This is a genomic window from Moheibacter sp., assembly GCF_049672845.1.
GTDB lineage: Bacteria > Bacteroidota > Bacteroidia > Flavobacteriales > Weeksellaceae > Moheibacter.
Genome location: NZ_JBATWT010000008.1, coordinates 216,078 through 234,144 on the forward strand (window position 1 = coordinate 216,078; position 18,067 = coordinate 234,144).

The 18,067-nt window shown below is 37.0% G+C and carries 18 protein-coding genes and 1 pseudogene; 11 read left to right on the top strand and 8 right to left on the bottom strand.

Annotation, left to right across the window (positions count from 1 at the left end):
- Positions 1 to 25 precede the first annotated feature (25 nt).
- The 6 genes from WBF63_RS03880 (at position 26) to WBF63_RS03905 (ending at position 6,834) form a co-directional block, all read left to right on the top strand.
- Complete coding sequence (locus tag WBF63_RS03880; RefSeq protein ID WP_424368383.1) at positions 26 to 739, top strand: YebC/PmpR family DNA-binding transcriptional regulator; 714 nt, start codon at positions 26 to 28, stop codon at positions 737 to 739.
- Positions 740 to 822: 83 nt separating this feature from the next.
- Positions 823 to 2,592 carry an arginine--tRNA ligase gene (gene argS / locus WBF63_RS03885; protein ID WP_424368384.1) on the top strand — a complete coding sequence of 590 codons (1,770 nt, stop codon included), beginning with the start codon at positions 823 to 825 and terminating at the stop codon, positions 2,590 to 2,592.
- Positions 2,593 to 2,822: 230 nt separating this feature from the next.
- Positions 2,823 to 4,121 carry an aminopeptidase P family protein gene (locus tag WBF63_RS03890; RefSeq protein ID WP_424368385.1) on the top strand — a complete coding sequence of 433 codons (1,299 nt, stop codon included), beginning with the start codon at positions 2,823 to 2,825 and terminating at the stop codon, positions 4,119 to 4,121.
- Positions 4,122 to 4,201: 80 nt separating this feature from the next.
- On the top strand, positions 4,202 to 5,557 hold the full coding sequence (locus WBF63_RS03895; protein WP_424368386.1) for a M20/M25/M40 family metallo-hydrolase: 1,356 nt from the start codon (positions 4,202 to 4,204) through the stop codon (positions 5,555 to 5,557).
- Positions 5,558 to 5,665: 108 nt separating this feature from the next.
- Positions 5,666 to 6,157 (top strand): TlpA family protein disulfide reductase, encoded by a 492-nt coding sequence (locus WBF63_RS03900; protein ID WP_424368387.1) that lies wholly within the window; start codon positions 5,666 to 5,668, stop codon positions 6,155 to 6,157.
- 2 nt (positions 6,158 to 6,159) lie between these two features.
- On the top strand, positions 6,160 to 6,834 hold the full coding sequence (locus tag WBF63_RS03905) for a thioredoxin family protein (protein ID WP_424368388.1): 675 nt from the start codon (positions 6,160 to 6,162) through the stop codon (positions 6,832 to 6,834).
- A gap of 14 nt (positions 6,835 to 6,848) precedes the next feature.
- On the opposite strand, the gene WBF63_RS03910 is transcribed toward WBF63_RS03905, so the two are convergent.
- The 5 genes and pseudogenes from WBF63_RS03910 to WBF63_RS03930 all read right to left on the bottom strand — a co-directional run bounded on the left by WBF63_RS03910 (position 6,849) and on the right by WBF63_RS03930 (position 12,252).
- Positions 6,849 to 8,642 carry an ABC transporter ATP-binding protein gene (locus tag WBF63_RS03910; RefSeq protein WP_424368389.1) on the bottom strand — a complete coding sequence of 598 codons (1,794 nt, stop codon included), beginning with the start codon at positions 8,640 to 8,642 and terminating at the stop codon, positions 6,849 to 6,851.
- Positions 8,642 to 9,505, bottom strand: a complete 864-nt coding sequence (rfbA, locus tag WBF63_RS03915) for a glucose-1-phosphate thymidylyltransferase RfbA (RefSeq protein WP_424368390.1) — start codon at positions 9,503 to 9,505, stop codon at positions 8,642 to 8,644. The genes WBF63_RS03910 and rfbA overlap by 1 nt, the downstream gene beginning before the upstream one ends.
- Positions 9,506 to 9,535: 30 nt before the next feature.
- Positions 9,536 to 9,922 (bottom strand): annotated as a pseudogene (locus WBF63_RS03920) (four helix bundle protein).
- A 107-nt stretch (positions 9,923 to 10,029) separates the two neighbouring features.
- Positions 10,030 to 11,076, bottom strand: coding sequence for a dTDP-glucose 4,6-dehydratase (gene rfbB, locus WBF63_RS03925; RefSeq protein ID WP_424368391.1), 1,047 nt, complete (start codon positions 11,074 to 11,076; stop codon positions 10,030 to 10,032).
- Positions 11,077 to 11,085: 9 nt separating this feature from the next.
- On the bottom strand, positions 11,086 to 12,252 hold the full coding sequence (locus WBF63_RS03930) for a nucleotide sugar dehydrogenase (protein ID WP_424368392.1): 1,167 nt from the start codon (positions 12,250 to 12,252) through the stop codon (positions 11,086 to 11,088).
- A 74-nt stretch (positions 12,253 to 12,326) separates the two neighbouring features.
- Between WBF63_RS03930 and panB the strand changes: the two genes are divergently transcribed.
- The 4 genes from panB to WBF63_RS03950 are packed head-to-tail and all read left to right on the top strand — an operon-like array spanning position 12,327 to position 15,815.
- Positions 12,327 to 13,139, top strand: a complete 813-nt coding sequence (gene panB, locus WBF63_RS03935) for a 3-methyl-2-oxobutanoate hydroxymethyltransferase (RefSeq protein ID WP_424368393.1) — start codon at positions 12,327 to 12,329, stop codon at positions 13,137 to 13,139.
- 40 nt (positions 13,140 to 13,179) lie between these two features.
- Positions 13,180 to 13,932: an RluA family pseudouridine synthase gene (locus tag WBF63_RS03940; RefSeq protein ID WP_424368394.1), complete on the top strand. Its 753-nt coding sequence runs from the start codon at positions 13,180 to 13,182 to the stop codon at positions 13,930 to 13,932.
- A gap of 12 nt (positions 13,933 to 13,944) precedes the next feature.
- A complete protein-coding gene (locus tag WBF63_RS03945) occupies positions 13,945 to 14,814 on the top strand; it encodes a lysophospholipid acyltransferase family protein (protein WP_424368395.1) in 870 nt (289 codons plus the stop codon).
- A complete protein-coding gene (locus WBF63_RS03950) occupies positions 14,811 to 15,815 on the top strand; it encodes a glycosyltransferase family 2 protein (RefSeq protein WP_424368396.1) in 1,005 nt (334 codons plus the stop codon). The genes WBF63_RS03945 and WBF63_RS03950 overlap by 4 nt, the downstream gene beginning before the upstream one ends.
- A 6-nt stretch (positions 15,816 to 15,821) precedes the next feature.
- On the opposite strand, the gene WBF63_RS03955 is transcribed toward WBF63_RS03950, so the two are convergent.
- A complete protein-coding gene (locus WBF63_RS03955; RefSeq protein WP_424368397.1) occupies positions 15,822 to 16,217 on the bottom strand; it encodes a hypothetical protein in 396 nt (131 codons plus the stop codon).
- 41 nt (positions 16,218 to 16,258) lie between these two features.
- Here WBF63_RS03955 and WBF63_RS03960 point away from each other — a divergent pair, with 41 nt between their 5' ends.
- Entirely contained in the window at positions 16,259 to 16,849 is a 591-nt protein-coding gene (locus WBF63_RS03960) for an NUDIX hydrolase (protein ID WP_424368398.1), read from the top strand.
- On the opposite strand, the gene WBF63_RS03965 is transcribed toward WBF63_RS03960, so the two are convergent.
- Both WBF63_RS03965 and WBF63_RS03970 read right to left on the bottom strand, forming a co-directional pair.
- On the bottom strand, positions 16,846 to 17,304 hold the full coding sequence (locus tag WBF63_RS03965) for a hypothetical protein (RefSeq protein ID WP_424368399.1): 459 nt from the start codon (positions 17,302 to 17,304) through the stop codon (positions 16,846 to 16,848). The genes WBF63_RS03960 and WBF63_RS03965 overlap by 4 nt on opposite strands.
- Positions 17,304 to 17,822, bottom strand: coding sequence for a DUF4920 domain-containing protein (locus WBF63_RS03970; RefSeq protein ID WP_424368400.1), 519 nt, complete (start codon positions 17,820 to 17,822; stop codon positions 17,304 to 17,306). Before WBF63_RS03970 ends, WBF63_RS03965 begins: the two co-directional genes overlap by 1 nt.
- Positions 17,823 to 18,067: the final 245 nt, after the last annotated feature.

The window sequence follows — 18,067 nt, forward strand, 5'->3', positions numbered from 1 at the left end:
TTTGCACCTCAAAAAATCATAAAAAATGGGAAGAGCGTTTGAATTCAGAAAAGGCAGAAAAATGAAACGTTGGGCCACGATGGCCAAAACTTTTACCCGAATCGGGAAGGACATCGTAATGGCGGTAAAAGAAGGCGGTCCCAATCCGGAAGCTAACTCCAGATTGAGAGCGGTCATTCAGAACGCCAAGGCTGCCAATATGCCGAAGGAAAACGTAGAACGCGCCATCAAAAAAGCAACCGATAAAGACACGGCTAACTTCAAAGAAGTTTTGTTTGAAGGTTACGGCCCACACGGAATTGCGATTTTGATTGAAACAGCGACCGATAATAATAATCGTACGGTTGCCAACATCCGCAGCTATTTCAATAAATGCAACGGAACGCTCGGAACACAAGGTTCGGTAGAATTCATGTTTGACCATATTTGTAACTTTACTGTGAAAGGCGAAGGTCTCGACATCGAAGAATTGGAACTGGAACTGATTGATTACGGTGCAGAAGAATTGTTTGAAGAAGAAGGAAATCTTGTGGTTTATGCACCTTTTGAAAGTTTTGGTCAGATGCAGAAATATTTCGAGGAAAATAATATTGAAATCATTTCAAGTGGATTTGACCGAATTCCGCAAGTAACCAAAGAGTTAACCGAAGAACAACAAGCCGATTTGGACAAATTGCTGGAAAAAATAGAAGAAGATGATGACGTTCAAAACGTTTTCACCACCATCGCAAATAATTAATTACCCTTCGACAGGCTCAGGGTGATCACAAGTCGTCTTAGTGAGTTTGTCGAACCATTCATATAACATTCAACATTTCAATAATGAATCTTAAGCAAAAAACAACTGAAATCCTCTCCCAAACTATAAATGAACTTTATAATTATAGTCCGGAGCGCCTTGAGATTCAAAATACCCGCAAAGAATTTGAAGGTCAATATACTTTGGTTACTTTCCCATTAATCAAAGAGCTGAAAAAAAATCCGGAAGCACTGGGAAATGAAATCGGAAATGCTTTGCTTTCCAAAAATCTGATTTCGGGATTTAATGTCGTAAAAGGTTTTTTGAATTTAAGTTTTCCAAGTGAATTCTGGTTGAGTAATCTGGTTGAAAATGCTTCAAAAACGAAATTTGGCTTTACAGAAAATCATCCCGAAGCGAAATCGGTAATGGTGGAATATTCTTCACCTAACACCAATAAACCAATTCATTTGGGACATATCCGAAACAATCTTTTGGGTTATTCGGTTGCGAATATTTTCAAAGCAGCGGGACATAAGGTTCAGAAAATCCAAATCATCAACGACCGTGGAATTCATATTTGTAAATCTATGATTGCCTGGGAGAAATTCGGGAACGGCGAAACACCTGAAAGTTCAGGAATGAAAGGCGATCATTTGGTAGGGAAATATTATGTGGAATTCGACAAACATTATCGCGAAGAAATCAAAGATTTAATTTCTCAAGGTCAAAGTGAAGACGAAGCCAAAAAGAATGCATCGCTTTTCAAAGAAGCACAGGAAATGCTGATAAAATGGGAAGCCGGAGAAGAAGAAATCCGAAATCTTTGGGCGAAAATGAACGGTTGGGTTTATGAAGGATTTGGTGAAACTTACAAAAGGTTGGGCGTCGATTTTGACCATTATCAGTACGAAAGCAATACTTATTTGTTAGGTAAAGATTTGATTCAAAAAGGATTGGATTCCGGTGTTTTTTATCAGAAAGAAGACGGTTCGGTTTGGATTGATTTGACTGCTGAAGGATTGGATGAAAAACTGGTTTTACGTTCCGACGGAACTTCGGTTTATATGACGCAGGATTTGGGAACGGCAGTGGAAAGATTTGAAACTTTTGACATTGACAAACTGATTTATGTGGTTGGAAATGAGCAAGATTATCACTTTAAAGTATTGTTTTTAATTCTGAAGAAATTAGGCTACAAATGGGCCGATTCATTGGAACATCTTTCTTATGGCATGGTCAATTTACCGGACGGAAAAATGAAATCCCGCGAAGGAACCGTTGTAGATGCAGACGAATTGATGGAAGACATGTTCCAGACTGCAAAAGAGATTTCGTCTGAATTAGGCAAACTGGACGGTTATTCGGAAGAAGAAAAAAACAGATTGTACGAAATCATCGGGATGGGCGCTTTGAAATATTACATTTTAAAAGTCGATCCGAAAAAAGGAATTTTATTTGACCCCAAAGAAAGTGTGGATTTTAACGGAAATACCGGACCTTTTATTCAATACACTTATGCACGGATTCAATCCATTTTACGAAAAGAAAGTCCGACTGAATTTGATTTGAATTCGATTGAAATCAATGAGGCTGAAACCGAAATCATTCGTCATTTGTACAATTTCGAAGAAGCAATTCAAAAGGCGGCTGAAGAATTAAGTCCGGCTTTGATTGCGAATTATGTTTATGATTTAGTGAAATTATTCAATTCGTTTTATCAGAATCATTCGGTTTTAAAAGCAGAAGAAGAAAATCTAAAAAACTATCGTTTGTGGCTATGCCAATGGGTTTCCTATGCAGTTTCCAATTCTTTGGAATTATTGGGAATTGATTCGCCGGAGAAAATGTAAATAGTCTACACTACTCAGTCTTTTAAAGTAATGTTGACTAATTAAAATAAATATTTTTTTAATCCAAAAATAATTTTTATCTTTGTCAGATGAAAGCTTAATAGCTTTTTCATAGGTTTAGGTTGGTTAAGGTTAGCTCCTCATTCGTAAGATTGAGGAGTTACTTTTTTATATAAACCTTACTTCGTTCAGTCATTCTTTCTTACATTTGTTAGCATTAAATTAGAATTATGACCACAAAATATGAACAGATTCCTTCTGAGTTATTTGTAAAGAACAGAGCTAAATTTTCAAAAGCACTTCTGCCAAAATCATTAGCAGTATTTAATTCCAACGATATTTATCCGGTAAGTGCCGACAGTACGCTTCCTTTTGCGCAACATCGTGATATTTTTTATTTGAGCGGTGTGGACCAGGAAGAAAGTATTTTGGTTATTTTTCCGGATGCTTACGAAGAAAAACACCGTGAAATTCTTTTTTTAAGAGAAACCAATGAGCACATAGCAGTTTGGGAAGGTGAAAAGTTGAGCAAAGCACAAGCCTTTGATGTTTCCGGGATTAAAACCGTTTATTGGTTACAGGATTTTCAAAAAGTTTTCCGGCAGTTGATGAATGAAGCCGAGAATGTTTATGTGAATACGAACGAACATTATCGGGCAACAATTGAAGTGGAAACCCGTGAGGATCGTTTCATCAAAAAAATGAAAAATGATTTTCCGGGACATACTTATTTGCGAAGTAATCCCATTTTGCAAAGACTTCGTTCCATCAAAGAACAAGAAGAAATTGATTTGATTCAGAAAGCTTGTGACATTACGGAGAAAGGTTTCCGAAGAATTCTGGCATTTGTAAAACCGGGCGTTTGGGAATACGAAATCGAAGCTGAATTTGTTCATGAGTTTTTGAGAAACCGTTCCAAAGGATTTGCTTACACACCTATCATCGGGAGTGGCTACAATTCCAATGTACTTCACTATATCCAAAACAATCAGCAATGTAAAGATGGCGATATTTTATTGTTGGATGTAGGTGCGGAATATGCCAATTATGCTTCCGATATGACACGTACAATTCCGGTCAACGGAAGATTCTCTGATCGACAGAAAGAAATTTACAATGCCGTTTTGAATTGTAAAAATGAAGCGGAAAAACTTTTGGTTGCGGGGAATAATTGGTACGATTACCACAAAGAAATGGGAAAAGTTTACACTTCTGCCCTGCTCGATTTGGGATTGATTGACAAAGCCGACGTTCAAAATGAAAATCCGGACTGGCCGGCATACAAAAAATATATGATGCACGGAACTTCCCATCACATGGGACTGGACACGCATGATTATGGAATCCTCTCCGATGATTTTGTAGAAGGAATGGTTTTCACAAATGAACCCGGATTTTATATTCCGGATGAGAATTTAGGCGTTAGAATTGAAGATGATTATGTAATCCAAGCTTCAGGAACACCCAAGAATTTAATGAAAAACATTCCCATTACGGTAGAGGAAATTGAAGAAATTATGAATTCTTAAGAATTTAATTTTTCATAATATTTTAAACCGTTTCTTAATTTATTAAATTAGAAGCGGTTTTTCTTTAAAATTAACACAGAATGAAAAAATTATTTTTCCTATTATTAATAAGCGGTTTTGCATTTTCACAGTATCAAGCAGATTCCATTCAGTTCAAAAAACTTTCAGATGAAATACTCCTGAACGGTATTGCTTATGATAATTTGCGTGAACTTACCAAAGATATCGGCCATCGGCTAAGCGGCTCTGAAAATTATGATAAGGCCACGATTTGGGCCGAAAAGAAACTGAGAGAAGCCGGTGCGGAAAAAGTCTGGCTGCAGGAAGTAATGGTTCCGGTTTGGGTACGTGGAGAAGAAAGTTTAAAAATGAAGACCGACAACGGAAAATGGAAAAATTTGGAATTTCTGTCGTTGGGGAATTCAGAAGGAACCAACGGAAAAGATTTGGAAGCAGAAGTTTTGATGGTAGGTTCGCTTGAGGAGTTCGAAAAACTTCCGGCAGAAAAGGTAAAAGACAAAGCAGTATTTTTCAATTATAAATTCAGAGAAGATTTTGTTCAGACTTTTGAAGGTTATAGCGATGCGTCGAAATACCGAGTAATTACCGCTTCGAAAGTAGCTGAAAAGGGCGGTAAATTTGTAATTATCCGTTCCTTATCGACTTCAGTGGGCGATGTTCCGCATACCGGGGTAATGCGGTATGATGAGAATTTCGCCAAAATTCCTGCGGTAGCAATCGGAAATGTTTCGGCTGATGAACTTTCCAAAACTTTAAAGTCGGAAAAAGTTTGGATGAAATTAAATTCTAATTGCGGAATGAAAGCCGAAAAATTAAACCATAACATCATTGGCGAAATTCCAGGTAAAAAAGACGGAAAAGTCATTGTGGTGGGTGCTCACCTGGATTCCTGGGATGTGGGCGAAGGTGCGCATGATGATGGAGCCGGAATTGTTCAAAGTATCGAAGTTTTAAGAGCTTTCAAAAAATTAGGAATTCAAAATAATCATACCATAAGGATTGTTTGTTTTGCAAACGAAGAAAACGGAACCCGTGGCGGTCTGAAATATGCCGAAACTGCAAAACTGGAAAATGAACCCCATGTGTTTGCCATCGAAAGTGATGCCGGCGGATTTACGCCAAGAGGAATTTCATTGGATATGACCGAATCTAAGATTAAAGAAGTGGAGAAATGGGCACCGCTTTTCCTGCCTTATGGAATTTATGATTTTTCGGGACGATACGGCGGTGTGGACATCAATCCGCTGAAAGTTGAGATTCAAACGCCTTTGGCAGGACTTTCTCCCGATTCTCAACGGTATTTTGATATACACCATACTCCGGAAGATACTTTTGAAAAAGTCAACAAAAGAGAACTTCTGCTGGGCGCTGTTGCCATGGCGCAAATCGTTTATATGATTGATGAATATTGGTGATTTGTGTTGGGTGTTGGGTGTTAAGCGTTTTGAGTTAGGATTATAAAGATTTAAGTTAAATTTTATTGATCCAAATTATGTAGTACGATTTTTGATAATGTTCGGACTATGAAAAATTTATTTCTGGTAATACTGACGGGAATTCTTTTGAGTTGTAACGGCCAAGAATCCCAACCCGTTTTAAAAGTTGTGAATTACGAAGAATTGAAATCGGTGATTCAAAAAGAAGACGGTAAACTTTATGTGGTGAATTTTTGGGCAACTTGGTGCAAACCCTGTATAGAAGAGCTCCCAGCTTTTATGACGGTAAACGAAGAATACAAAGATAATCCTGATTTTAAAATGATTTTGGTTTCCATGGACAGCAAAAAGCAATTGGACACCAAAGTCAAAAAATTCATCGAAAAAAATAATATGAATGTGGATGTTTACCTTTTGGATGACAACAAAAGGATGAACGAGTGGATTCCCGCTACAGATTCGACTTGGAGCGGAGCTATTCCGGCTACAGTATTTTATAAAAATGGAAAAAAAGTTTTTTTCAAAGAACTTCAAATGACCCAATATGAATTGGAAGATTTAATAATCGATAATCTTTAAATATGAAAAACTTGGTCTTTTTATTGGGTATGGCACTCTGGACGACGGCATGCCAAAACAATACAGAAAATGGTACTTTGGAAGTTGCGCTAACAGACGTTATAGAGTCTACAGCCGCAGAAAACTTAAATCTAAACGGATATAAAATTGGTGATCAAGCAACTGATTTCAAACTGGAAAATATCGACGGAAAAATGGTTTCGCTTGCTGATTACAAAGATGCCAATGGATTTATCGTGATTTTCACGTGCAATCATTGTCCGTATGCGATTGCTTACGAAGATCGGATCATTGCATTGGACAAAAAATACAAACCGCTGGGTTATCCGGTAATTGCCATCAATCCAAATGACCCTGAAGTTCAACCGGAAGACAGTATGGAAGCCATGAAAAAACGCGCTTTAGAAAAGGGCTTTACTTTCCCCTATCTATTGGACGAAGGTCAAGCAATTTATCCGCAATACGGCGCAACTAAAACGCCTCATGTATTTTTACTGAACAAGGAAGAAGGTAAAAACATTGTGAAATACATCGGGACGATTGACAATAATTATGAAGACGCAGATGACGCGGATGTTCACTATGTGCAAGATGCGGTAGATTCTCTATTAGCGGGAAATCCGATTGAAACAGAAACTACCGTGGCAATTGGATGTACGATTAAGGTGAAAAAGTAATTAGATCCGTATTTTTATTGACTAATTTCCTGGAGTTTAACCATATTTCTGAATACAGGTGATTTCTCCATAAGCTCTTCAAAAGAACCCGATTCAATAATCTTTCCCTTTTTCATCAAAATTATTTTATCAATATTCTTTATGGTTGAAAGTCTGTGTGCAATTACAATCAAAGTCGTTTTCCCTCTGATAATGTCAATATTAGCCTGAACTTCTTTTTCTGTTTCAGAGTCCAGTGCAGAAGTAGCTTCGTCCAGAATTAATATTTCTGCATTTTTATATATTTCTCTGGCTATTGAAATCCTCTGTCGTTGTCCTCCGCTCAAATTTATTCCGTTATTACCCAACTTGGTATCTTCCTTTTCTGATAATTCATTCACGAAACCTGCGATTGAAGCAGCTTCCAGAGCACTTTGAAATTTTTGAAAATTTTCCGGTGTTTTTTCACTCCAGAAAGTAATATTATTAAAAATAGTATCGTTAAAAATCACCGATTCTTGAGTGATATATCCGATTTTTTCGCGGTATTCCTTAATCTTTAGGTTCTCAATATTTTGACCATCAACTAATAGTTCTCCCGAACTTGGTCTAAACATACCCGCTATAACGTTGGCGAGCGTTGTTTTACCGCTTCCACTTTCTCCTACCAATGCCACACTTTCTTTTGACAGAATAGTCAGACTAATGTCATCTAGAACTTTTGACTCCGGCGAATATGAAAAAGCGATATTCTTTAATTCAATTTTATCCTTAAAACTTTGAAAATCTAATTCATTATAAAATTCTTCTTTTCCTGTGTTCAATTCATCAAGTAAACTGAAAATATTATTGAGAGAACCATGGCTCGCTAGGTAGTTATTATAAGCATTTTGCATTACCATCAGATAACCAAACGCACGGTAGAAAAAAACAAGACTTAAAAGAATTGTGGAAATAGAACCACCTATTACCGAAATCTGAATCACAATTATGATGCTGACTAGTATAATCAGCGAAGGTTCCCTCAAGGCCGTAACAATCCCTCCTAGCTGCCCTATTTTTCTTCCGTTTTTTTCAACTCCATATACATTTTGAATAAGAATTTTAGAATAATCAATGATTCGTCCAGTTGCTTTTAAATATTTATAATTCCCAATATATTGTAAAACAAACCCCTGAAATGAATGGTTTTTTTTGGTAAGTGCATTTGCTTCCCTTTTTGTATATTTAAAAATCCTGCTGAATAAAAGATTGGTTGCTAAGCCACCCACCACAACCAACAATGCGAATTTCAAATCAATCACAAAAACACAAATCATATAAATAACCACAAAAATTAAATTTTGCAACATACTGAAATAGTTCATATATGAATTGGCTATTCTGTCAATTTCACCAGTGAGTGAGTTTTGAACTCTCCCTACATCTGATGAAACAAATTTTTCATAGGAATAATCATTAATCTGATTTATTAATTTAATCCTCAAATTTCTGATGAATCCTTGTCTTACATTGGTAAAATAAATTATATAAATATATTGTGCTGCGCCTTTGAGAATGAAAAATATAGACAATAATACCAATACATTTGTGAGATTAATCTCCAAATGAATGAAATTAAAAAAAGCTTCCAAATATTGATAAATACTAGAACTCCCTTCGATACCTGATTTTCCATCATTACTTACAATCTCCAAAATTGGAAAAAACATAGACAAACCCAAACTATCCAGTACACTGATAGAAACACTTAACAGCATTTGAACAATCAGTTTGTATCCTAAATGATGGTAATAAAATTTTAATGTAGAAAAATCAAAAATTTTCATCAATCTATAATCAAACTTCTCAGATATTCCCCATACCCGCTTTTTCCATACTTCTCAGCCGATTTCAGTAATTGATCTTGGTCTATAAATCCAAGTCGATAAGCGATTTCTTCAATACAGCTTACTTTAAATCCTTGTCGTTTTTCAATGATTTTCACAAATTCACTTGCTTCGTGAAGTGAATCAAAAGTTCCGGTGTCAAGCCAGGCAGTTCCACGCCCCATAATTCCAACTTCCAATTCACCCAATTCCAAATAAATCTTGTTGATATCGGTAATTTCTAATTCGCCACGGTCAGAAGGTTTCAGATTTTTGGCTAACTCAACCACGCGGTTATCATAGAAATACAAACCGGGAACAGCGTAATTGGATTTCGGTTTCAATGGTTTCTCTTCAATTGATAAAGCCTTAAAGTTCTTGTCGAACTCAACCACACCATATCGCTCAGGATCAGAAACCTGATAGGCAAAAACACAACCGCCTTTCACTTGGATTTTGCTTTGAAGTAAATCCTTCAATCCGGTTCCGTAAAAGATATTATCGCCCAAAACCAAAGCAACGGAATCCTCTCCTATAAATTCTTCGCCAATGATAAATGCCTGCGCCAAACCATCGGGACTTGGCTGAATTTTATATTCGATTTTACATCCGATTTGCGAACCGTCACCCAAAAGTTTTTGAAAAGAATCGGAATCCTGTGGTGTTGTAATGATCAAAATATCACGAATTCCTGCCAGCATCAAAGTGGAAAGCGGATAATAAATCATGGGTTTATCATAAATCGGCATCAGCTGTTTACTCACAGAAATCGTAAGCGGATAAAGTCTCGTCCCGGAGCCACCGGCTAATATTATTCCTTTCATTTATAAGTGTTTAAGTATTTGAGTGATGAGTTATTGAGTATTGCTGAATGTCCATTTTCCTGAATCTTTCGACATTTTTACTAAAATAGCCAATATTTCATCGTATTTCATATACAATTCGTTATATATTTCTTTATCAATATAACTGCAAGCTAAAGAAAAATCCAGCCAATTTGGTGTCTCGGCGGCTTCTCCTTCTGAATCAATTAATTTATTGATAAATAATTTTTCATATCTTCTTTTTCTTCAAGCTTCGGAAATATTTCCACATACTGATCTGGAAGAACGCCGGATTTGATCCGTTAATGAATATTTTTCTTCAACGGGAAATGATTTACTCAAAGCATAGATTTGCATTGCTGAATCAAATGCTTTTTGGTAAACTATTAAATCTTTATGATATTTTATTAAACTCATCTCTCAATTATTTAATTGTTCAACCATTCAACTACTCAACCATTCAACTACTCAACCACTCAACCACTCAACCACTCAGTCACTCAACCACTCAACCACTCAGTCACTCAATTATACTGTTTGTCATAGTACTTCTGATAATCGCCACTCGTCACATGATCCAGCCATTCCTGATTGGACAAAAACCAGTCAATCGTTAGGCTCAAACCTTCTTCAAAAGTCACAGTTGGCTTCCAGCCTAATTCTTTGTTGATCTTCGTCGCATCAATTGCATAACGCAAATCATGTCCCGGACGGTCTTTTACGAAAGTAATTAATTTCTCACTTTCGCCTTTTTCACGACCAAGTTTTTCATCCATCTGACGACAAAGTTCCTTTACCAAATCGATGTTCTGCCATTCGTTGAAACCGCCAATGTTGTATGTTTCTCCATTTTCCGCTTGGTGAAAAACCAAATCAATCGCAATGGCGTGATCAATTACATACAACCAATCCCGCGTGTATTTTCCATCACCGTAAATCGGTAAAGGTTTATTGTTTAGAATATTATGAATACAAAGCGGAATTAATTTTTCCGGAAAATGATGAGGGCCGTAATTATTTGAACAATTCGTTACCACAATCGGCATTCCATAAGTATCAGAATAAGCTCTTACAAAATGATCGGAACTCGCTTTGGAAGCCGAATAAGGCGAATGTGGATCGTAACTGGTTTCTTCGGTAAAAAATCCGGTATCTCCCAAAGCCCCGTAAACTTCATCGGTCGAAACATGGTGAAAGCGCTTTCCTTCCCAGTTTCCATTCCACAGTTTTTTGGCGGCATTCAACAAATTCACCGCTCCTAAAACATTGGTTTTCACGAATTCCAACGGCGAACTGATCGATCTGTCCACATGGGATTCAGCCGCCAGATGAATTACGCCGTCCGGCTGATATTCCTGAAAAATTTCGTCCATTCGTTCTTCGTCTGTAATATCGGCTTTGATGAAAACATAATTAGGTTCATTTTCGATATCTTTCAAATTTTCAAGATTTCCGGCATAGGTCAAAGCATCGAGATTGATGATTTTATAGTTGGGATAATTTTTCACAAATTGTCTGACAACGTGCGAACCAATAAATCCGGCACCGCCGGTAATCAAAATCGTTTTCATAATTTTCTCTTAGTCTTTACCAAATAAATCGCGTGTGTAAACTTTCTCTTTCACATCCGACAATTCTTCTGTAAATCGATTGGTGATGATCACATCCGATTCTTGTTTAAATTTATCCAAATCACGTTCTACCTTGGAACCAAAAAATAAATCTTCCTCCAAAACAGGCTCATAAACCACCACTTCTATTCCTTTTGCTTTGATTCTCTTCATCACGCCCTGAATGGCCGAAGCCCGGAAATTATCGGAACCGGATTTCATAACCAAACGATAAACTCCTACTTTTTGAGGTTTCAATTCCAAAATCGAATCAGCAATAAAATCCTTACGAGTACGATTGGCATCTACGACAGCACGAATCAAATTATTGGGAACCGAATCATAATTCGCCAGCAATTGCTTGGTGTCTTTTGGTAAACAATAGCCGCCGTATCCAAACGATGGATTATTGTAATGATTTCCAATTCTCGGATCCAAGCCCACGCCTTCGATGATTTGTCGGCTGTCAAGGTTGTAAATTTGCGCATAGCTGTCCAATTCATTGAAATAAGCCACGCGCATCGCTAAATAAGTATTGGAAAATAATTTTATCGCTTCAGCTTCCGTAGGATTGGTAAACAAAGTATTGATATCCTTTTTCACTGCTCCTTCCATCAGCAATTCCGCAAATTTTTCAGCTCTTTCTGATTTCTCACCGATGATAATTCGTGATGGATATAAATTATCGTACAAAGCTTTTCCTTCTCTTAAAAATTCGGGAGAAAAAATGATATTCTGAAAGTCTAATCTGTTTTTTAATTCTTCGGTAAACCCGACCGGAACCGTTGATTTTACAATTACCACCGCCTTGGGATTGATTTGCATCACGTCATGAATGACTGTTTCAACACTGCTTGTATCGAAATAATTTGTTTTTGGATCGTAATCGGTAGGCGTTGCAACAATTATAAATTCGGCATTTTCGTAAGCTTCTTTTTTATCCAAAGTGGCTTTAAAGTTCAATTCCTTATTCTCAAGAAAATCAGAAATCTCTGCGTCTTCAATGGGTGATTTCTTTTGATTTAATAAGTCAACTTTTTCTTTAATAACATCCAAAGCTATGACTTCATTGTGCTGAGCCAGAAGGATTGCGTTTGACAAACCTACATATCCTGTGCCGACAACTGCTACTTTCATACGTTAAATTTTGGCATCGCAAAAATAAGCAATTACAACCAATTAACCCTATCTTAGCGGAAAATTAGAGTTATATGTCCATTAACAAAGAAATAAAAAGAATTACTACTGAAACCATCCGAAACATGAAAGGTAAGGAGAAAATCTCTATGCTTACCTCCTATGATTTCACCATTGCTCAAATGGTGGATGCAGGTGGTGTTGATGCGATTTTAGTAGGTGACTCTGCTTCCAATGTGATGGCCGGACATGAAACTACGCTTCCCATCACGCTGGATCAAATGATTTACCATGCGCAATCTGTTGTACGTGGTGTTTCAAAAGCCTTGGTTGTGGTCGATTTGCCTTTTGGTTGCTATCAATCCGATCCGCAACGCGCTTTGGACTCTGCCATTCGGATTATGAAAGAATCCGGTGCGCACGCCGTAAAATTGGAAGGCGGAATTGAAATTGAAAAATCAGTCAAACGAATTGTAAAAGCAGGGATCCCAGTGATGGGACATTTGGGTTTAACGCCCCAATCGATTTACCAATTCGGAACTTATAAAGTCAGGGCAAAAGAAGAAGCGGAAGCCGAAAAGCTTATCGAAGACGCAAAATTCCTGGAAGAAGCAGGTGCTTTCTCGGTAGTAATGGAAAAAATCCCTGCTGCATTGGCCAAAAAAGTTACCGAAAGCATCAACATTCCAACGATTGGAATCGGTGCCGGACCACACTGCGACGGGCAAGTTTTAGTAGTGCACGATATGCTCGGAATGACCCACGAATTCAGCCCGAAATTCCTTCGTCGTTACCTGAATCTTTACGATGAAATTACTTCTGCTGTCCAGAATTATGTGAAAGATGTTAAGTCTGTGGATTTCCCGAATGAAAATGAACAATATTAAGCCTCCCCTAACCCCTCCAAAGGAGGGGAATTAATTGTGAATGAAAAATAAAATCAATTCAAATAAACATCTCAACCCTTCTTCTTTCGATTCTTTACGAGTGGAAAGAGTTGAAAAGGAAATTCTTTTCGAAGACAATCATTTGCTGATTATCAACAAAAAACCGGGCGAACTGTCGCAAGGTGACAACACAGGCGATATTTCATTGATTGAATCTCTGAAAGAATTTATTAAAATCCGTGACCAAAAACTCGGAAATGTGTTTTTGGGACTAATTCATCGGCTCGATCGACCCACAAGTGGAATTCTGGTTTTTGCCAAAACAAGCAAAGCCCTGTCTCGAATGAATGATTTATTCAAAACACGTGAAGTAAAAAAAGCTTATTGGGCAATCGTAGAAGGAAAACCGGAAAGTCAATCGGGACGTTTGGAGCATTATCTGAAAAAAAATCCGAAGAACAATAAAGTTACGGTTTATACAAAACCTACACAGGAGGCGAAATTGGCGATACTCGAATACAAATTTTTAGGAAATCTGGATAATTATTCTTTATTGGAAGTTGATTTATTTACCGGCCGCTCCCATCAAATCCGTTCGCAATTGAGTTTCATGGGGCATGCGATAAAAGGCGATTTGAAATATGGAGCCAAACGTTCCAATCCGGACGGAAGCATTTCGCTTCATGCCCGAAAAATCAGTTTCATCCATCCGGTTAAAAAAGAAGAAATCAACATCATTGCACCACCACCAAATGAAAAGATTTGGCAGGATTGTCTTAAATTTGCCGACTAAACGAATTAGAAAATGAACCGAGTATTTTACGGATTACTGTATGCCTTTTCCTTATTGCCCTTGCGGATTTTATACGGTATTTCTTGGTTGATTTATGTTTTGCTTCATTATCTGATCGGCTATCGCCGAAAGGTCATTTCCACCAATTTAAAAAATTCGTTTCCTGAAAAATCTGAATCTGAAATTAAATCCATTCAGAAAAAATTCTATAAAAACTTCGCCGACTATTTGGTAGAAACGCTGAAAAGTTTTTCCATTTCTCAGGAAGAATTGGACAGAAGACATACCTATTCCAATTTGGAGATTTTTAGAGACTGTGAAGTAGCTCAAAAAGATGTCATCCTCATGGCCGGACATGTTTTCAATTGGGAATGGTTTGTAGGTTTGGCACCTAATCTTCTAACCGAAAAGACCGTTGCCGTTTATCATAAAGTAAAAAATAATTTCTGGAATGACCGGATCAATGAAATTCGTGGGAAATTTGGAACCATTCCGCTTGACATGAAAAAGATTCCGAGATATATGATGAATACGCCCAACAATGGCGAACATGCCTATCTTTTTGTGGCAGATCAAAGTCCAAAAAAATCGGCCATTCATTATGATTTGGAATTTTTAAATCAAAATACGCCGGTTTTTGTCGGATTTGACAAGATTGCCATAAAAAAAGAAATGGCCGTTATTTTTTGTAAAATGGTCAAAGTCAAACAAGGACATTACCATACGACATTTGAAAGAATTTTGCCGGATGGGGAGAATTACGAACCCATGGAAATCGTCCACAAATTCTTCAAAAATCTGGAAGAAACCATTCATGAAAATCCCGATAACTGGCTTTGGAGTCATAAACGCTGGAAATATAAAAAAGGAACCGACTATTGAAAACCGCTGTTGTCATATTGAATTGGAACGGAAAGAAATTGCTGGAAGAATTCATTCCTTCCGTAGTAGAATTCTCCCAATCGGCCGATATTTATGTCATCGACAATAATTCCGATGATGATTCTGAAGAGTTCTTAAAATCCAATTATCCTCAGATAAAAATCATCCGAAACGAAGATAATTTCGGATATGCAAAAGGCTATAACGAAGGAATTAAAAAAATCCTTTCCTCTTATTCAAAACCCGATATTTTCTGTTTGCTCAACTCCGATGTGATGGTTTCTGAAAACTGGTTGGAACCGATTGAAAAATTGTTTGAATCCAATTCTGAAATTGCAGTCGCCCAACCCAAAATTCTGGATTATAAAAATCCGACACAATTTGAATATGCCGGAGCCGGTGGTGGTTTCATTGATAATTTTGGCTATCCTTATTGTCGTGGTCGTGTTTTCTGGGATTTGGAAGAAGACAAAGGACAGTTTGATGATACGATTCAAACTTTCTGGGCAAGTGGCGCTTGTTTCTTTATTCGAACCGAAGATTTTATGAATTCCGGTGGATTTGACGAAGGCTTTTTTGCGCACATGGAAGAAATAGATTTGTGCTGGCGAATCAATAATTCCGGACGAAAAGTATTTTATTGTGGCGAATCAAAAGTTTACCATCTCGGTGGCGGAACTCTGAAAAATTCCAATCCGAAAAAAACCTATCTCAATTTCCGAAACAGCCTATGGATGTTGGTTAAAAATCTTCCTGCCTGGAAAGCTTTTCCTTTTGTTTTTCTGCGCTTGAGTTTGGACGGAATTACAGGAATCGTATTTCTTTTTTATGAAGGATTTCCTCATTTTTGGGCAGTTATAGATTCACACTTTGGTTTTTATAAACGATTGTTTCATTACCGCACAAACCGAAAACCGGGTATAAAAAATTATTATACCAAAAAATTAATTCCTTTTCAGTATTTCGTTTTGAAAAGAAAATATTACAAGGATTTAAAATAATAAATCTTAAACCTGACCTAGTTTCGTAGAAATCGTATTGATAAAATTGGTCAGCGGACCTTTGGCCATCATTTCGATCATCATATTGAATTTTCCTTCGAAATTTAAACTCACATCGGAATTTGAATCATCAACAGGCTCAATATCAATCGTTAAATAATATTCAAAGTTAGGCGAAGGCGATTCAAAAACAAGCTGAGAAGGCGCTGTTGCTTCCTTTAATTTCATTCCGACTTTCGGGAGATTTCCAATCTGCACGGCAAAACCTTTTCCGGATTCGTGCATTTCAAATGACTTGGTATCATCGGGCATTAGTTGCCGATAATTTTCCATATTGGATAGAAATTCAAAAGCTTCCTGTTGGTTTTTGGAGAATCGGGTTTTATCTGTATTTACATTCATTTCCGTTGAATTTTGATTATATTTGTTAGCAAACGTTCCAAATGTACAAAGTTTTTTATAATGAAAAAGCTCTGACCCTAACGGATAAACCAGTTTTAACTTCAAAATCTCTACAATTTAACACAGACAGCCAGTTTGCTGAAGCTTTGGCCGTACTGCGCAACAGTTCTGTCAATGAAATTAATATTTATCATCACAACCTGGAGAAGCTTTGGTCGCAGTTCAAATCCTATTTCCATTATCTGGAAGCAGCCGGTGGCGTTGTGAAAAATAAAAAAAATGAAATTCTTTTCATTCATCGTCTTGATAAATGGGATTTACCAAAAGGAAAAGTTGAAGAGGGAGAAACAACTGAAATCGCTGCCGTACGGGAAGTGCAAGAGGAATGCGGAATCAATAATTTAAACCTAAATAGCTTTATTACAATTACATACCATATTTATTTTCAGGAAAATATGAAATTGAAAGCTACTTATTGGTATGAAATGTTTTATGATGGAAATCAAACATTAGTTCCGCAAACAGAAGAGGGAATCGGAATTGCCGAATGGAAAAGAATAGATGAACTACCTGAAGTCTTGAAAAACACCTATGAAAATATCAAAATCGTCTTAGAAAAACTGGAATTTTAATTTCTCTCTGATTCAATCATTAATTTATCTATTCTTGAAACCGGACCAATACAGCCGGCATCTGAACGATGACAAGTGATACAGCTTTTTACGGTATTGTTAAAATATTCGATGCGGTTAGGATTTTTGGTTTCCGCATTGTAAAGTTGATTCAGGTTTTGAAGATATAAGTCGGCCAGTCGTTTGAATTCATCGGTACGTTCAAAACTTGGCGTCATCTCAGCCGTATGAATTTTGTTGAAATCGGAAGGAAATTCCTCTAAAGATTTTTGTTCTTCAATCAATGGTCTTATTTTTTCCAGAGAACTATACATCTCCTCCATAAGCAACGCCATTTCTGACATTTCATAAACCTGACTGAAAGAACTGTCGGCCTCGTATTTCTTGTCATCCTTTTGAAAACAACTCAGAAATACAAAACCCGACAGTATGTAAAATTTTGTTTTTAAACGCATTAACCTTTTTTCTTCAAAAGAACACCATCAGCAAGGAAAGTGTATTCTACTTTTGGTTCTGTAATCTTAGCAATTTCTTCTTCAGATTTTCCGGCATCCTTTGCATAATGCTTCAGTTCTTCCACTGAAGTTTCTTCTTTTTTTGCAATTCCTTTGATTATCGCTTCGGCTCCTTCAGAATCCATAGGAACAAAGAATTCATAATCTTTGAAACGTACAAAAGATTCGGCTTCCGGTTTTCCCAAATCCAGTTTCATCCAGCAACCTTTCGCCTGACAAACTGAATTAACTGTACCTTTAAAAGCAATTTCAAGCGAGTCACCCACCGCCATTGTTTCATATTTCTGCATCATTTCTTCTGCAGTTAATGCACCTTCAGCTGAGATATCAGCACCAAATGACTCATAACCAGATGCATCGGCAACTTCCATAGTTTCAGTTTTAACTTCTTCTTTCACTTCCTGCTTGCAGGAAAAGATTGTCATAGATACCGCAACGGCCAATAATATTTTTTTCATTTAGATTTTATTTGAGTGGTACAAATATAAATTATAATTCAATTTAATCATCCTTTCCTTAGGTACAATTTATTTCAGGCGCTTCCCGTTGGGATTAAGGATTTAAGAATTCAATTCAGATTTTAGCGCAACGGGACCAGGCACAGCTACGCTGGTTACTTTCGTTTTTTCCTTTCTAAAAGGAAAATCTCAGTAATCCTGCAACTCCTCTTCTCTATCGCTCCTGCGGGTTTTCGCTGCTATCC

Bases quoted from the DNA above. Each gene is read 5' to 3' on its own strand.
- WBF63_RS03905 (WP_424368388.1), top strand. From the start codon at position 6,160: ATGAAAAACTTGGTCTTTTTATTGGGTATGGCACTCTGGACGACGGCA.
- WBF63_RS03970 (WP_424368400.1), bottom strand. From the start codon at position 17,822: ATGAAAAAAATATTATTGGCCGTTGCGGTATCTATGACAATCTTTTCC.
- panB (WP_424368393.1), top strand. From the start codon at position 12,327: ATGTCCATTAACAAAGAAATAAAAAGAATTACTACTGAAACCATCCGA.
- argS (WP_424368384.1), top strand. From the start codon at position 823: ATGAATCTTAAGCAAAAAACAACTGAAATCCTCTCCCAAACTATAAAT.
- WBF63_RS03880 (WP_424368383.1), top strand. From the start codon at position 26: ATGGGAAGAGCGTTTGAATTCAGAAAAGGCAGAAAAATGAAACGTTGG.
- WBF63_RS03890 (WP_424368385.1), top strand. From the start codon at position 2,823: ATGACCACAAAATATGAACAGATTCCTTCTGAGTTATTTGTAAAGAAC.
- WBF63_RS03960 (WP_424368398.1), top strand. From the start codon at position 16,259: ATGTACAAAGTTTTTTATAATGAAAAAGCTCTGACCCTAACGGATAAA.
- WBF63_RS03910 (WP_424368389.1), bottom strand. From the start codon at position 8,642: ATGAAAATTTTTGATTTTTCTACATTAAAATTTTATTACCATCATTTA.
- WBF63_RS03965 (WP_424368399.1), bottom strand. From the start codon at position 17,304: ATGCGTTTAAAAACAAAATTTTACATACTGTCGGGTTTTGTATTTCTG.
- WBF63_RS03895 (WP_424368386.1), top strand. From the start codon at position 4,202: ATGAAAAAATTATTTTTCCTATTATTAATAAGCGGTTTTGCATTTTCA.
- rfbA (WP_424368390.1), bottom strand. From the start codon at position 9,505: ATGAAAGGAATAATATTAGCCGGTGGCTCCGGGACGAGACTTTATCCG.
- rfbB (WP_424368391.1), bottom strand. From the start codon at position 11,076: ATGAAAACGATTTTGATTACCGGCGGTGCCGGATTTATTGGTTCGCAC.
- WBF63_RS03940 (WP_424368394.1), top strand. From the start codon at position 13,180: ATGAAAAATAAAATCAATTCAAATAAACATCTCAACCCTTCTTCTTTC.
- WBF63_RS03955 (WP_424368397.1), bottom strand. From the start codon at position 16,217: ATGAATGTAAATACAGATAAAACCCGATTCTCCAAAAACCAACAGGAA.
- WBF63_RS03945 (WP_424368395.1), top strand. From the start codon at position 13,945: ATGAACCGAGTATTTTACGGATTACTGTATGCCTTTTCCTTATTGCCC.
- WBF63_RS03930 (WP_424368392.1), bottom strand. From the start codon at position 12,252: ATGAAAGTAGCAGTTGTCGGCACAGGATATGTAGGTTTGTCAAACGCA.
- WBF63_RS03900 (WP_424368387.1), top strand. From the start codon at position 5,666: ATGAAAAATTTATTTCTGGTAATACTGACGGGAATTCTTTTGAGTTGT.